A 14,895-nucleotide genomic window follows, 5' to 3' on the forward strand; every position below is an offset into this window, starting at 1 on the left:
ATTAAGATCAATACTCAATCACCACTTTGCTGCGTAAATCTTCATCTTCAATTTCAAGGTCAACAGGTCTGCGCAAAATGATATCACCTTTCACATTAGAGCCACTTTCAATACTGAGTATTGGGTCAGGCCCATTATAATAGTTTTTACTATTTTTATTTCCAAAAACGATATCACCATCAACAATAGTATTGTCAAGCAAATTGATATTGCCGTTTATTGTCTCAACGTTACCCCCTACATCGACATTTTTTAACTCAATAGTGCCATTAACGGTAGCCACCTTCCCGCCAATCTCGCTATTCTTGCTCAATTGGATTTTGCCATTTACGGTCGTCACTTCTTCACTAACATTTAAACCTTCATCAGCACTAAGTTTTCCGTTAACACTAGACAATTTGGTGGCCGTTACGTTTTCACCTACACGCAATCGTCCATTTACGCTAGTTATTTTGTTTGCCTGAACATTATCACCAATCGTTAAACTGCCATTAACTGATGATGCATTTCCAATGGTTTGCCCACTCTTTACCGTTAATGATTTATTGACTGAAGAAAAATTGCCACCGTCGGCAATACCCTTTTTACTAGTTGCGTTTGCATCGACCTGCACAATGCAACCAGCAAGCAGTGCCATCGTAAAAGCCCCAATTAGTAATGAGTAGATAGGTTTTTGAGTAATATTATTCATTTTTGTATCCTTGTGGAACGCTGTTTTTGTAGGGTCAGTTTAGTTAGTCGAATGATAAATGACAAAGGTTTACATGAGCTAATAAATAAATTGCATCGCAATATTGTCGACAAAAATCAAGATGAAACGAAAGTATTATTGAAATAAAAGCTAAAATAAGTATTATTGTCGACAATATTCACAAATGGTAATCATGTGACACCTTTAACTGAAACGCCAATTACTACCGCTGACAAAACATTTATTAGCCTTCGCAAGGATATTGTTGAAGGTAGTATAGCAGCGGGCTCAAAACTCAATGAAGCCGAATTGTCGACAAAGTATGCGGTTAGCCGAGCTGTGATAAGAGAAGCTATCAACAAGCTAGAAAACACTAATCTTCTTGAGCGTAAAGCTAATGTGGGCGCTAAGGTCGTTACCTTAAGTCAATCAGGTCTTATTCAATTGTATCAAGTGCGTGAATCGCTCGAAGGCATGGCTGCACGCTTAGCTGCAGCAAATATGACCAACAATGAAATTGACCAAGTAAATACTTTGCTTCAACAGCATTCTGGTAGTGTGAAAGAATCACAACGATATTACCAAGAGGCCGGTGATGTGGATTTTCACTATCGAATTGTGCTTGGTAGTCACAATCAACATCTAATAAGCATGTTAATGAATAATATCTATCACTTAGTACGCATGTACCGAGTACAGTTAGGTATGGCTGGCCCGCGGGTTACAACTGCATTTGCCGAGCATCAGCATATTGTGCAAGCCATATCAAATCGCGATCAAGAATTAGCCGAAATATTAATGCGAAGACATATCGCTTATTCCCGAAACAACATCGAACAAAAGCTACAGGACACTCCCTTATGAATTCAGAAATAAAAAGTGCAGGTAAAAGATTTAGGCAGGCTTTAGCCGACACTGCGCCACTGCAAATTGTGGGCACAATTAATGCCTATACAGCAATGATGGCGAGGCAAATAGGGCATCAAGCTATTTATTTATCTGGCGGCGGAGTGGCGAATGCCTCATATGGTTTGCCTGATCTAGGCATGACGTCTTTGAATGATGTTTTGGTTGATGTACGCCGCATTACCGATGCATGCGATTTGCCATTATTGGTCGATATAGACACCGGTTGGGGTGGCGCATTTAATATCGCCAAAACCATAAAAGATATGCAAAAAGCGGGTGCGGCAGCTGTACATATGGAAGACCAAGTTGCACAAAAGCGTTGTGGACACCGTCCAAACAAAGAAATTGTAAGCACAGCTGAAATGGTTGACCGTATTCGGTCTGCGGTAGACGCTCGAACAGACCCTGACTTTTTTATCATGGCACGCACAGACGCATTTGCTCAAGAAGGGCTCGAAAAAGCCATACAACGAGCAAAAGCCTATGTTGAGGCTGGTGCTGACGGCATTTTCGCTGAAGCGATTCAAACTCAAGCGCATTATGAAGCATTTAATCGAGCACTCGATGTGCCTATTTTAGCTAATATTACGGAGTTTGGAAAAACTGAGCTTTGGAACAAGCAAGAGTTATCTGCTTGGGGGGTCGACATGGTGCTTTATCCATTAAGTGCATTCAGAGCGATGAACAAAGCAGCCGAAAATGTTTATCAACATATTTTGCAAGACGGTGACCAAAAAGCAGTATTAGACAGCATGCAGACCCGCATGGATTTATATGATTATTTAGGTTATCACGATTACGAGCAAAAGCTTGATGCTCTGTTCTCAAAAGAAAAATAGCACAACAACAACTTTGGAGTAAATAATGGCAAAAGTATTAAGTGGCGCAGGCTTGCGCGGACAAGTTGCAGGTAAAACAGCATTATCAACGGTCGGCGTTAGTGGTTCAGGTTTGACTTATCGTGGCTATGATGTGAAAGACTTAGCTGAAAATTGCGAATTTGAAGAAGTCGCCTACCTAATTTTAAAAGGGAAGTTACCAACACAAGCAGAATTAGATAATTACAAGGCGCTTTTAAAGCGTCAACGAGACCTCCCTAATGCACTAAAAGACGTCCTCGAGAGAATTCCCGCTGAAGCTCATCCTATGGATGTGCTACGTACGGGTTGTTCTATGTTAGGTAACTTAGAAATAGAAGCTGATTTTTCTCAGCAAGACGATATTACTGACCGCATGTTAGCTTGCTTCCCAAGCATCATTTGCTACTGGTATAAATATTCACATGAAGGCACGAGAATCGACGTTAATACCGATGATGATTCTATAGGTGCACACTTTTTACACATGCTTCATGGCAAAAAGCCAAGTGCATTGCATGAAAAAGTAATGCATGTCTCTTTGATTTTGTATGCAGAACATGAATTTAACGCGTCTACTTTCACCGCAAGAGTTTGTGCGTCCACCCTCTCGGATATGCATTCTTGTATAGTGGGTGCGATTGGATCATTGCGCGGTCCTTTGCACGGTGGGGCGAACGAAGCCGCAATGGACATGATTGAGCGATTTAACAACCCTGAGCACGCAGAAAAAGAAATGATGGGTATGCTTGAACGTAAAGAAAAAATCATGGGCTTTGGGCACGCGATTTATTCTGAGTCAGACCCAAGAAACGCGATCATTAAACAATGGTCTGAAAAATTATCAGAAGAGTTTGGCGACAGCACCTTATACGATGTATCGGTGCGTTGTGAAGCGGTTATGAAGCGTGAAAAAGGCTTGTTTTGTAATGCCGATTTTTTCCATGCATCTGCCTATAATTTTATGGGTATCCCGACTAAATTATTTACCCCAATATTTGTCATGTCACGACTCACTGGTTGGGCCGGCCATGTAATGGAGCAGCGAGCTGACAACCGTATTATTAGACCCTCTGCTGACTATACAGGCGAAGATTTACGCAAAGTTGAAGCCATTGAGCATAGGGTGTAGCAAAGATAATAGCGCTTGAACCTTAACCACTAAGAAATTAGAGAAAGTGAAATGAATTATAAGTATAGAAAGCCCTTTGTTGCTGGTGATTTAGATATAAGTATTGATTATTTTGATACTCGCACAGCGGTTGACGACATAGAAGTAGGTGCTTATGCAGAATTACCCTACACCTCGAAAGTGTTAGCTGAAAACCTCGTGCGTAAATGCGACCCCAATATGCTGACAGATGCACTAAAGCAGCTAATATACAGAAAACGTGATCTCGATTTCCCTTGGTTTCCAGCGCGAGTTGTTTGCCATGATATTTTAGGACAAACAGCTTTGGTTGATTTAGCCGGTTTACGCGACGCAATCGCGTTAAAAGGCGGTAATCCTGCAAAAGTCAATCCAGTGGTGCCAACACAACTCGTTGTTGATCATTCTCTAGCGGTAGAACATGCAGGCTATGAAGACAATGCCTTCGAGAAAAACCGTGCCATTGAAGATCGTCGCAATGAAGATCGTTTTCACTTTATCAATTGGTGCAAAACGGCTTTTGAGAACGTTGATGTAATCCCCCAGGGCAACGGCATTTTACACCAAATAAACTTAGAACGGATGTCACCAGTTGTGCAACAACGAGATGGTGTGGCGTTTCCTGATACTCTAGTAGGCACAGACAGTCACACGCCGATGGTTGATGCTTTGGGTGTTATTTCTATTGGTGTAGGCGGCCTCGAAGCGGAAAGTGTAATGCTAGGACGGGCCTCTTATATGCGTTTACCAGATATTGTCGGGGTAGAATTTACTGGCAAACCTCAAGAGGGCATAACGGCAACAGATGTGGTGTTGGCATTGACGGAGTTTTTGCGTAACGAGAAAGTAGTATCAAGCTATTTAGAGTTTTACGGTGAAGGTACCAAGCACCTAACCTTGGGCGACAGAGCCACCATTAGTAATATGACGCCAGAATATGGCGCAACCGCTGCCATGTTTTATATCGACGAGCAAACAATTGAATATTTAACCTTAACCGGCCGTAGTGATGAACAAGTAAAGTTAGTAGAAGCTTTCGCTAAAGAGACTGGTTTATGGGCTAGTGAAATGCAATCCGCAAAATATGAGCGAACACTAACATTTGATTTATCAAGTGTTGGACGCAATATGGCAGGTCCATCTACACCGCATAATCGTCTTGCTACAAGTGATTTAAAGGCCCGGGGATTGTTAGGTGATTACACTTCAAACAATGGTCAAATGCCAGACGGGGCTGTCATTATTGCAGCGATTACAAGTTGTACCAACACTAGTAACCCACGCAACATGATAGCAGCCGGCTTAATTGCACGAAACGCAAATAAAAAAGGTTTGTTGCGCAAACCTTGGGTGAAGAGTTCACTAGCTCCCGGTTCAAAAGCCGTTAAATTGTATTTAGAAGAAGCTGGTCTATTAGCAGAGTTAGAAAACTTGGGTTTTGGTGTGGTTGCTTTTGCATGCACATCTTGTAATGGTATGAGCGGGGCATTGGACCCCAAAATTGCCGACGAAATAAAAGCAAGAAATCTCTACAGTACGGCTGTATTGTCGGGCAACCGTAACTTTGACGGGCGTATTCACCCCCATGCAGACCAAGCTTTTTTAGCCTCTCCTCCGTTAGTTGTTGCATACGCAATTGCAGGAAGTATTCGTTTTGATATAGAAAAAGACCCACTTGGTTTTGATGAAAATGGTAAGGCTATTTTATTGAAGGATATCTGGCCGACTGATGAAGAAATAAACGCAGTGGTAAAATCATCAGTTAAACCGGAACAGTTTAGAAAAGTATATGAGCCTATGTTTGCTATAAAAACTGGCCAAGATACACTTTCAGACCCCTTATATGACTGGCGAGAAATGAGTACTTATATTCGTCGACCTCCTTATTGGGAAGGCGCTTTAGCGGGTAATCGCTCACTGTGCCAATTACGGCCGTTAGCCGTACTAGGTGATAATATAACAACCGATCATTTGTCTCCCTCTAATGCCATTATGGCTAGCAGCGCGGCGGGTGAGTACTTGGCTAAAATGGGTTTGCCCGAAGAAGACTTTAATTCTTATGCAACTCATAGAGGCGACCATCTAACAGCACAGCGAGCAACCTTTGCTAATCCTAAGCTATTAAATGAAATGGTGAAAGACGATACCGGGAGCGTTAAACAAGGTTCATACGCAAGAGTGGAGCCTGAAGGTGAGGTTATGCGCATGTGGGAAGCTATCGAGACTTATATGCATCGTAAACAACCTTTGATTATTGTTGCTGGCGCTGATTATGGCCAGGGTTCGTCGCGTGATTGGGCCGCTAAGGGTGTACGTTTAGCAGGGGTCGAAGTCATAGTGGCTGAAGGTTTTGAGCGAATTCACCGCACCAATTTGATTGGTATGGGGGTATTGCCCTTGCAGTTTTTAGACGGTACTACACGCAAGACCTTAGTACTTGATGGCACTGAAACCTATGATGTTTTAGGCATACCTCAGGCCGGTAAATTGTTAACACTAAAGATTACTCGCACAAACGGCGAGCTACTTGAGATAGAAGTGATGTGCCGATTAGATACGGCTGAAGAAGTATCTATTTATGCAGCCGGTGGCGTATTACAGCGCTTTGCCGAAGATTTCTTAGCTAGTGCATAAGGTATTTGTGTTGATCATGGGGCATATTAAACAAGCATCAAAACCGAGGGAAAATAATGACACAAAATAGTAAGCCTTCAATGGTGTATAAGCCGCAACGTAAAATTGCTGCAAACTATATGCGCGGTGGCACTAGCAAAGGTGTGTTTTTTAAACTTGAAGATCTTCCCGAGCAAGCGCAACAAGCAGGAGAATATCGAGACCAGTTGCTGCTAAGAGTGATCGGTAGTCCTGATCCATACGGTAAGCATACAGATGGTATGGGTGGGGCAACTTCGAGTACGAGCAAGGTTGTTATTTTAAGTCAAACAGACAATAGCAAACATCATGTTAACTACTTATTTGGACAAGTCGCGATAGACAAGGCTTTTATAGATTGGAGTGGTAATTGTGGGAATTTAACCGCTGCAGTTGGCGCGTTTGCGATTGAAAGTGGCATCGTACCTGAACATTTATTGCCTGAAAACGGGGTTTTTGAAGTGCGTATTTGGCAGCAAAATATCAAAAAAACAATTGTTGCCCATGTACCCATAGCAAATAATAAGGTACAAGAAACCGGCAATTTTGAACTAGATGGAGTAACGTTTCCGGCCGCCGAAGTATCAATCGATTTTCTTGATCCTGCCGGCGACCCTAACGAGTCTAATGGTGTTCTGCCAACTGGAAACTTGATTGATACTCTCGATGTGCCCGATGTTGGTAGCTTTGAAGCAAGTTTTATTGATGCGGGTATACCCACCATATTTTTGAATGCTCATGAGTTAGGCTATACAGGATGTGAGCTTCAAGAAGATATCAACTCAGATGCCGAGGCGTTAAAGAAGTTTGAAACAATCCGGGCATATGGGGCAATTCAAATGGGCCTTATTAGCGATATTAGTGAAGCAGAATCACGTCAACATACACCTAAAATTGCCTTCGTGTCTGCTGCAAAGGCCTATACAAGCGCAAGTGGCAAAGATATTTCTAAAGATAATGTAGACCTATTAGTACGAGCATTGTCTATGGGGAAATTACACCATGCAATGATGGGAACTGCTGCTGTAGCGATTGGTACGGCAGCCGCCATACCTGGGACATTAGTTAATTTAGCAGCAGGTGGAGGCGTACAAGATAGTATTGTATTTGGTCACCCGTCGGGTGTATTAAAAGTAGGTGCGCAAGCCCAAAATTTCGACGGAAAATGGACGGTGAGCAAAGTAAGTATGAGCCGTAGTGCTCGAGTGCTGATGGAAGGTTTTGTAAGAGTCAGTTTACCGCAATGAATACGCTACACGTCACTTTTTAATAGCTCGCCTATCGCGTGCAAAAAGCCACAAAATGCCAGCAACCAACATACCAAATGTCACCGGGGCAGGTACCTGAGTGGCCAAAGTGCTTTCAATTGGGCGAGGTAAGGGGCCGCGCCCTGTGGCCGAATTATCTGCATTACTCGCGTTATATTTGCCGCCAGGCCCAGAGGGTGCTTGTGAAGTTTGCCAGAAGAAAGTGATTGCTTCTCCGGTATCCCAAGCTCCTGAACTAATTGTCCAAACTAGTTCGCCAGTGCTGCTTTGGTGCACTTCAAAACTAAGTTTTGCATTTTGTGCCGCTGTATAGCTATACCCGGCCACACCATTAAAACCGCTTGCTTCAAAACCTAAGCTAAAGCGTTTTACATTTTCGAAATTGATCACAGTTTCAGGATTGGGGAAAGGTTTGTCGTTTGCTTTGTCGACACCTGGAATGACAGTATGCTGATACGTGTAAATCGTACCACTTGGATTTTTAGATACAATGCATTCATCCATGTCTTCTGGGCAACTAACACTACTAGTTAAATCACCTAAGCTATCGCCATTTTTATCAATGAGTGATACTTCAACTTCAGGTCCAACTGGCCCAACAATTTTGGCGCCCATTTCAATCTTATCTAAGTTCGTTATTGAAATATCAGAGGCGTTGGAAGAGACAGCAAAAAATGCTGAAATCCATAAAAATTTGTATAAATTCCGTTTAATCATAATGTTAATTTTTAACTACGCAATAACATTAGTTTAACGCAAATTTATCCTGTAGTTAATCATTTTTATTTTTGTATTCAATAACAAGGAGTTAGTTAATTTATAAGCGAGAGTAAATGGTTTAACTCAGTATTTATTGCGCTTGGGTCCAACTCGGGGAGCTTAGCAAATGCTTGTTTTTCAGCAGTATCTGCACGTGTTTTACTTTGTCCCTCAAGTTGAGTAGCCACATCCAACAAACTTTTCATTTCTTCAAAATTTCCGCTGCAATGAAGAGCAACATCGCATCCGGCAGACAAGCAAGCCTCCGCGCGACTAGCCACATCGCCAGACAGTGCTTGCATATTAATATCATCAGACATCAGTAAACCATCAAATCCAATGTGTTGGCGAACAATTTTATTAATAAGCGTTGCGCTAATAGTTGCCGGTTGAGCGCTATCTATGTCAGAAAAAACGACATGAGCACTCATTGCCATCGCCTCATTAGATAGTGCCTGAAAGGGCAAAAAATCACATCGTGCTAGTTCGTTGAAGCTTGAACTCACAAGTGGTAATTTTAAATGGCTATCACTTGTTGCGCGGCCATGACCTGGTAGATGTTTAATAACGGGTGCAAGCCCAGCGTCCTTTATCCCTTGTACTATTTGTTTCCCAAGCGCAATTACTTGCTCTGGACTTGTACCTAGAGCTCTTTCGCTAATGATACTAGCAGCGTTACTTTGTGGCACATCGAGCATAGGCGCACAATTCACGTTAATCCCTAATCCTTTAAGTTCTAAACCTGTCAATAAGGCGTTTAAATAACAAGCTCTTTCAGCGAGTTTGGTATTTTTTAAATACATCTGAGCAAAAATCGTGGGGCTTGGAGGTACCCGCCAATAGGTATTTGGTAATCGAGATACTCTGCCACCTTCTTGGTCAATTAAGACCATGATATCTTCTCTATTGAGTGTTTGTTTAAACTGCTCTGTAAGTGCAATAACTTGGCTTGGATGGTCAATATTCCGAGCAAATAAAATAAACCCCAGAGGGTCGAGTTCCCTAAACAGGCTTATTTCGTTGTTGGAAAGAGAGAGGGTATGACAACCAACAATGATATTATTTGCCAAATCAGTGCTCCAAAAAGTCTGTTAAACAAGCTTGCGCTATAAGCATAAAGAGTAACCCAATAGTTTTTAGTTAGGTAAACTTATTTTTCCTAAACTCACCGCAGGTCCAGAATGTATTTCATCCGAATGGCTAGCATTAGCACTTTTATACACTTGGGTATCGCCAAAAATTGATTGATTGGCTAAAAGGGCAAAAAGAGCAGCTTCTTTAGAGTCTGCTTTCAAGCCCAATACTTCAAAATGATGAAAATGGCATTCAGGTAAATTTATCGCAATATTGTTCATTAGTACTTTGTTTTTGGGGCCTCCACCACTGGTATAGATATGAAGTTTTGTGGGGTCAATGTTGGCACTATTAAGTTGTGTATTGATTTCCTCACTAATGGTATCTGCGGTAAATTGATTGAGGGTAGCCATTACATTCTCAAATGAAATTTGATTTTTATTATGAAGAGCTTCGCGAAGAAGATCTTTATCTGTGATTTCCAAGCTTAATTGTTCAGCATATCTCATCTGTTTACAGTGATTTACCGCTTGATCGACATAAGATAAATTAAACAACTCTTGTCCCGTTGATTTTGGTGCATTTTGTGTCAAGAAACGGGTATTTTTTAATTCTTGCAGTAGACCATAATCGACGTCACCTGTAAGTGCTATTGCGCCTCGGTCATCAAATTGTAAATGGCCATTTGTTTCGCGCTTAACATAGGCGTCCATGAGCGTATTGCCTGGACCTGTATCGGTACAAATCATATCCTTAAATTGACAGGCCGCTGGGAGCAGAGTGAAATTGGCAATACCACCTATATTTAATAACAAACGATCTTGTTTCGGATCCTTATAAAGTAAATAATCGGCATAAGGCACCAATGGTGCGCCATCACCTCCAGCCGCCACATGTTTTTGCCGAAAATCACTTATAGTGATGATATTGGTTATTTGAGCGATGTGATCTCCGTCACCAATTTGCAGAGTGGAAGGTGTTTGATTGTCAGGTGCATGAAAAATAGTTTGTCCATGACTGGCGATTAAATCAATTTCGTTTGGATCGGTATCCCAACGCTTCAAACATTTCATAAGCATGTCTGCATGCGTTTTCGCGACCCAATTGTTGGCGGTGCAAACATCGATTAAACGACCATTTGGTTTGGCAAATAATTCAACAATTCTGCTTCGGTATGAGTCGTCGTACGCGATGGTAGTAAAAGAAATCACTTCTAATTTACTCGATTCATTTACACCACTTACTTTGCATAAAGCAATATCTAAGCCGTCGAGCGAAGTACCACTCATTAAACCTACAATCAAACGACTTGGTTTTTCTGACATAGCGAGGAGGCGTTTGAGTTGTTTATTCATAATTTTGCCAATGCCTTGAGAACTTTGATGATAACTGTGCGCTGTGCGCGGATAATAAATTTCTGCTCAACACTTGAGTTGAATGCATATTAACCCTTTGAAAATGCGAAAAAACAAAACTTAAAGAAGTATATCAAGCATTCTATAAAATACCTATGTATCAGTCCAAATTGTAAATCGTATCGCTTTACATATCTCTATTTGGTACGATTTTTGGTGTCGATAGGTGGATGCCTAAAGAAATTCGGAAATAAAGGACGACAATTGAAAACACTAGATATAGAAAATAATCCTGGAATAAGTGATGCGAAAAAACGTCTGGATCACGACGACTTGCGTAAAGAAATGTGTTTTTTGTTTCAACGAGTTAAAGACTTTGACCTTTTTGTCGGCGATGCGAATATACCGAAGCCGAAAGTGGATACTTTACGCAATACATATGACTCGAATCACTTAGAAAGATGTTTTGACGCTAATATTTTCATCAAGAGACTAGCACGCAGCATGCAGCATCGCTTTCCAAAGCATAAAGAGATAAAACTAGCGTTGTCGAGAGTTCCACCCACTTGCCATAGCGAATTTCATCTAGGCAAAGCATTGCATAATATTGTACTAAATGCGATGCAAGCGTCAAAACCATTCCAGCAAGTCAGCATAAAGTCATATACTCAAAACGGATTTATGTACATAGACGTATCTGATGTGGGTTGCGGGATCAGTTCAAAAGACATTGAAAAAGTATTTAGCCCCTTTTACACGACTAAAAACAGAAAAAGCGCGACCGGTTTAGGTTTAGCCATCAGTCAGCAAATTATTCTTGAGTATGACGGTAATATATTAGTATCAAGCAAACTCAACAAAGGCACTCATTTGCAGGTAAAATTACCTCTATCTACTTGGTATTTGCAGTAAATCACAAAAACAAAGCATCTATGGTCAGTTAGTTTAATAAACCTTGATAGACTTTGTTGGCTTTCTCAAAATCTTCCGATTTTTCTAATAATTTAGCATAAAGGGTATTGTCTACATCGGTTGGCTTTAATCCTAAGGCTTTGGTCACGGCCTTTTCAGCTAAGTCAAAGTCTTGGCTATTATAGGCAAGTTGAGCTAGAGTCGAATACAAAGAAGCGTCTTCAGGGGTCTTTTTAATTTCTGATTCAATATAGCGTAAAGCCTTTGATGGATTGGGTAATTTGATTTGTTTGAACAAATTAAGCTGGCTTGAATGTGCACTTTTTGAAGCAAATCTAACCAATACGTCTTCTGCGTCTGTATACAAACCTTGATCAATCAACAATTGTACATAAGCATTTTGATTTGCTTGATCGCCTTTAGCTTTTCGGGATAAGGTTTCCCAATGAGTTTGTAGTGCTTTTGCACCACGTTTGCTTGCTATTGTGGCAAATTCACCTTTAACACATTGTTCTGCCCATAAGATGTAATCGTCGCCTAACAAACGTTTGTTCTCGGTAGCTATTTGTTGTATTTGTTGCCAATCTCCTAAGCTTTCTAATATATTCAGCTTAAGCAATACAAAAGCCTTCGTTTTTCGAACTTTACCTTCTACTTTGCTAAGCTGCGCCATAGCTGTTTTTGCGTCATTTTGTGCGAGCGCTATTTCAGCTTGTTGCATAATAGCCAAAGGCTCTGATTTTGGATCGTCCATTGCCTGTATAAGGTAGGCTTGAGCTTGGGTCATGTTATTGGCTTGTCGTTCTAGTTGGGCTGCAATTAAGTAATTAGAACCCTGGAAGTCGCCTCCAAAAGTTTTTTGGATAAGTTTGCGAGCCTCATTTTGCTCATTCATGAGCATGGCGTTTATTGTTTTGTAATACGCATTATTTTGCTGTTTTTTCGAAAATAAACCCAACCAATTTTTAGTGCCCGAAACGCTACGCAGTAATTTTAATATTAACCAAACTGTTAACCAAATCAGGGCAATTGACAGCGTATAAATAATTAAGCTTGAAATGATGTTCATTTCGTATACTGTTTTAGGTAAAGCGATAATCACTCTTCCTTCAACGCCAATTAAGTGATGGCCAAAAAACAAGCCAATAAACAAAACAATTATCACTACGATGACTTTAATCATAGTGCTATACCCTCATCGTTTACGATAGGTAGCGTATTGTTATATATATTTTGAATACGTTGCTCAATAATATCTTTAAGTGATGCCTGCGCTTGTAGTCTGGTTGGTAAGGTCTTAGTAAAGTCGGTGTTTTGGAGCTCTTGTAATGCCTCTACAAACTGCCCGACTTTACTATCTTCAAGGTCGTAATGATTTACCAACAAACCCAATGCGGTTTGTGTAGACGCTTTGTAAAGTTCAGCTTGCTCGTTAAGCACTGCCGTTTGTGCTTGAGATATAGCATGTTTAACTTGTTGCTCAATTAGCCATTTTTGACGCTCACTTAAATAAGGCTCTAATGGCGATTCGACACTTTTGATGCTGATAAAATCGTCAACTAATGAATGCCATGTTTTGGCTAAGTTATCTTGCCAGTCATTAATATCTTCTGACAAGGTTAAATCCTCTGGGGGAGCAGTTTCGGGCAACTGTAACTCATCCATAGGTAATTCGCCCACTTTTGCCTGCATACCATTTAAGGCTAGAGCTAGAGATTGCGTAGACACAGGGTTTATTTGTCGAATGGTTTGAATGTCGCTCGCAATATGAGCCCTTACTGGAAATAAAGATGGGTCGTCTAAATCAACTAAACGAGCGTCAGCCTCTTGTAGCAGGGTTATGGCCGTACGGAGATCTTGCTCTAAATAAATTTTTCGGCCGGCCATATTGACTAGATAATTTGCTTCGGCAAGCAACCAATCAGAAGGGCGTCGCCCAGATATTTCGGCCAAACGCTTACCCATAATCTCATTATTTTCAGCATTTTCATTGGCGATTTGCTGCAGCTCAGCTAAAAGGCTTTCGAGTGAATTATTATTACTGGTTTGCGCGTTATTGAATGAATTCAGCTGAGTTGATAGTTGGTCAATACTAGATTGCTGCTGATCATTTGCAATAATCATTTTTTGTTCTAATTCGATGAGCGCAGTTGCCTCTTCTGTTTCAGTATTTACCACTTGGGTGTAATACCAATAAAGCACAATGCACAACAATGTCAAAGTAAGAAAGTTGATAGATGTAAAAAACCAAAGGAGTTTTCTGCTAGATTTTGTAGATTGATTATTTAAGTCAATCGTTTCTGTTTTGTCACTTGGTGAAGTTTTGTCATTCATTGTTTGTTCTTCGACCTCATTTTCTAAAACCACATCATTAGTGACAGAATCGTCAGGGAGCTTGCCGTCATTTTTACTATCTGCAATGTCAGATACATTATCAGTTTTAGTATTTATCTCTGTTTCTGATTCTGGTGGTTGTTTAGACATTCACTACTCCTGTGATTACGAGTTTTTCTGCGCATTCTGATAAGGCTTTAGAACTTGCACCTTGGCTAACATATACCGTGTTGATTCCGTTTATTTGCAATTGAGTTTTAATACGATCACTGGGTACTATCCAAACCAAAGTTTTCAGCCAATCTTGTTGCTGCACGAAAATTTGAGTATACAATGCATCAATTATTTCAACGCTAGTCGCAATAATACACTTAATTTGCTTTTGCTCAAAAGCATAGTTGCGCAGAACATCCTGACTTACTGTGCGTTTGTATACATCTAGCGAATGTACTATTGCTCCCCTTTGTTGCAGTTGTTGGGCTAATAATTGACGGCCACCAACACCCTTTAATATACAAATATGCGCGTTTAATTTACCTGTCAATATGGGCAAAGATAAGGCCCCTTCGGAACTCTCTGGCTTAGCGACTGCCATTGATTCGATATAAGTATTCATTTCAGCATTATCAATAATATTTGCTGTAGAAGCGCCTATAGAAACTATATCTACGTGCCTTAAAACGGTAGTAAGTGCTTGCTGGGTAAGCCACTTAGCTGCATATGTAGAAGTCACAACGAGTATTTTTTGTGCTGTTGCATTTAAAAATTTTGATAATAGTCCAGTATTTTCTTTTTGATCAATTTCATCAATATCGATAAGAGGAAACGCCTTTGCAGGCAAGCCTTTTTCGGCAAGTAGTTTGCTGGTCTGTTGCGCCTTTTGTTGCGGCCTTGCTACTAAAAACGTCATTGTTTATTCACTCTTTAGCATGTG

The 14,895-nt window shown here is 40.8% G+C and carries 13 protein-coding genes; 6 read left to right on the top strand and 7 right to left on the bottom strand.

All coding sequences use genetic code 11. The features are described 5' to 3' along the window. Window positions 1–7 precede the first annotated feature (7 nt). A complete protein-coding gene (locus tag RM552_RS15795) occupies window positions 8–691 on the bottom strand; it encodes a hypothetical protein (RefSeq protein ID WP_311369840.1) in 684 nt (227 codons plus the stop codon). Window positions 692–886: 195 nt separating this feature from the next. Here RM552_RS15795 and RM552_RS15800 point away from each other — a divergent pair, with 195 nt between their 5' ends. From RM552_RS15800 to prpF, 5 genes are read left to right on the top strand one after another with little or no spacing between them, the layout of a single operon-like run. Next, window positions 887–1,555, top strand: coding sequence for a GntR family transcriptional regulator (locus tag RM552_RS15800; protein WP_311369841.1), 669 nt, complete (start codon window positions 887–889; stop codon window positions 1,553–1,555). Continuing rightward, window positions 1,552–2,439, top strand: coding sequence for a methylisocitrate lyase (gene prpB / locus RM552_RS15805; RefSeq protein WP_311369842.1), 888 nt, complete (start codon window positions 1,552–1,554; stop codon window positions 2,437–2,439). The genes RM552_RS15800 and prpB overlap by 4 nt, the downstream gene beginning before the upstream one ends. Before the next feature lie 25 nt (window positions 2,440–2,464). After that, a complete protein-coding gene (prpC, locus tag RM552_RS15810) occupies window positions 2,465–3,589 on the top strand; it encodes a bifunctional 2-methylcitrate synthase/citrate synthase (RefSeq protein WP_311369843.1) in 1,125 nt (374 codons plus the stop codon). Window positions 3,590–3,640: 51 nt separating this feature from the next. Further along, window positions 3,641–6,241 (top strand): Fe/S-dependent 2-methylisocitrate dehydratase AcnD, encoded by a 2,601-nt coding sequence (gene acnD / locus RM552_RS15815; RefSeq protein ID WP_311369844.1) that lies wholly within the window; start codon window positions 3,641–3,643, stop codon window positions 6,239–6,241. Window positions 6,242–6,297: 56 nt separating this feature from the next. Beyond that, complete coding sequence (gene prpF, locus RM552_RS15820) at window positions 6,298–7,506, top strand: 2-methylaconitate cis-trans isomerase PrpF (RefSeq protein WP_311369845.1); 1,209 nt, start codon at window positions 6,298–6,300, stop codon at window positions 7,504–7,506. Window positions 7,507–7,518: 12 nt separating this feature from the next. On the opposite strand, the gene RM552_RS15825 is transcribed toward prpF, so the two are convergent. The 3 genes from RM552_RS15825 to RM552_RS15835 all read right to left on the bottom strand — a co-directional run bounded on the left by RM552_RS15825 (window position 7,519) and on the right by RM552_RS15835 (window position 10,715). Beyond that, window positions 7,519–8,244 (bottom strand): exosortase, PEP-CTERM interaction domain protein, encoded by a 726-nt coding sequence (locus RM552_RS15825; RefSeq protein ID WP_311369846.1) that lies wholly within the window; start codon window positions 8,242–8,244, stop codon window positions 7,519–7,521. Between the two features lie 95 nt (window positions 8,245–8,339). Continuing rightward, window positions 8,340–9,356 (bottom strand): beta-N-acetylhexosaminidase, encoded by a 1,017-nt coding sequence (gene nagZ, locus RM552_RS15830; protein WP_311369847.1) that lies wholly within the window; start codon window positions 9,354–9,356, stop codon window positions 8,340–8,342. Window positions 9,357–9,422: 66 nt separating this feature from the next. Then, entirely contained in the window at window positions 9,423–10,715 is a 1,293-nt protein-coding gene (locus RM552_RS15835; RefSeq protein ID WP_311369848.1) for an anhydro-N-acetylmuramic acid kinase, read from the bottom strand. 264 nt (window positions 10,716–10,979) lie between these two features. On the opposite strand from RM552_RS15835, the gene RM552_RS15840 reads away from it, so the two are divergent. Then, a complete protein-coding gene (locus RM552_RS15840) occupies window positions 10,980–11,627 on the top strand; it encodes an ATP-binding protein (protein WP_311369849.1) in 648 nt (215 codons plus the stop codon). A 28-nt stretch (window positions 11,628–11,655) separates the two neighbouring features. Here the strand turns inward: RM552_RS15840 and RM552_RS15845 are convergent, their stop codons facing one another. Genes RM552_RS15845 through RM552_RS15855 form a run of 3 tightly spaced genes read right to left on the bottom strand, consistent with a single transcriptional unit; the run spans window position 11,656 to window position 14,871 of the window. Next, window positions 11,656–12,810 (bottom strand): heme biosynthesis HemY N-terminal domain-containing protein, encoded by a 1,155-nt coding sequence (locus RM552_RS15845; protein WP_311369850.1) that lies wholly within the window; start codon window positions 12,808–12,810, stop codon window positions 11,656–11,658. After that, complete coding sequence (locus RM552_RS15850; protein WP_311369851.1) at window positions 12,807–14,111, bottom strand: uroporphyrinogen-III C-methyltransferase; 1,305 nt, start codon at window positions 14,109–14,111, stop codon at window positions 12,807–12,809. Before RM552_RS15850 ends, RM552_RS15845 begins: the two co-directional genes overlap by 4 nt. Next, complete coding sequence (locus RM552_RS15855) at window positions 14,104–14,871, bottom strand: uroporphyrinogen-III synthase (protein ID WP_311369852.1); 768 nt, start codon at window positions 14,869–14,871, stop codon at window positions 14,104–14,106. The genes RM552_RS15850 and RM552_RS15855 overlap by 8 nt, the downstream gene beginning before the upstream one ends. Window positions 14,872–14,895: the final 24 nt, after the last annotated feature.

Source organism: Glaciecola petra (genome assembly GCF_031846345.1).
GTDB lineage: Bacteria > Pseudomonadota > Gammaproteobacteria > Enterobacterales > Alteromonadaceae > Glaciecola > Glaciecola petra.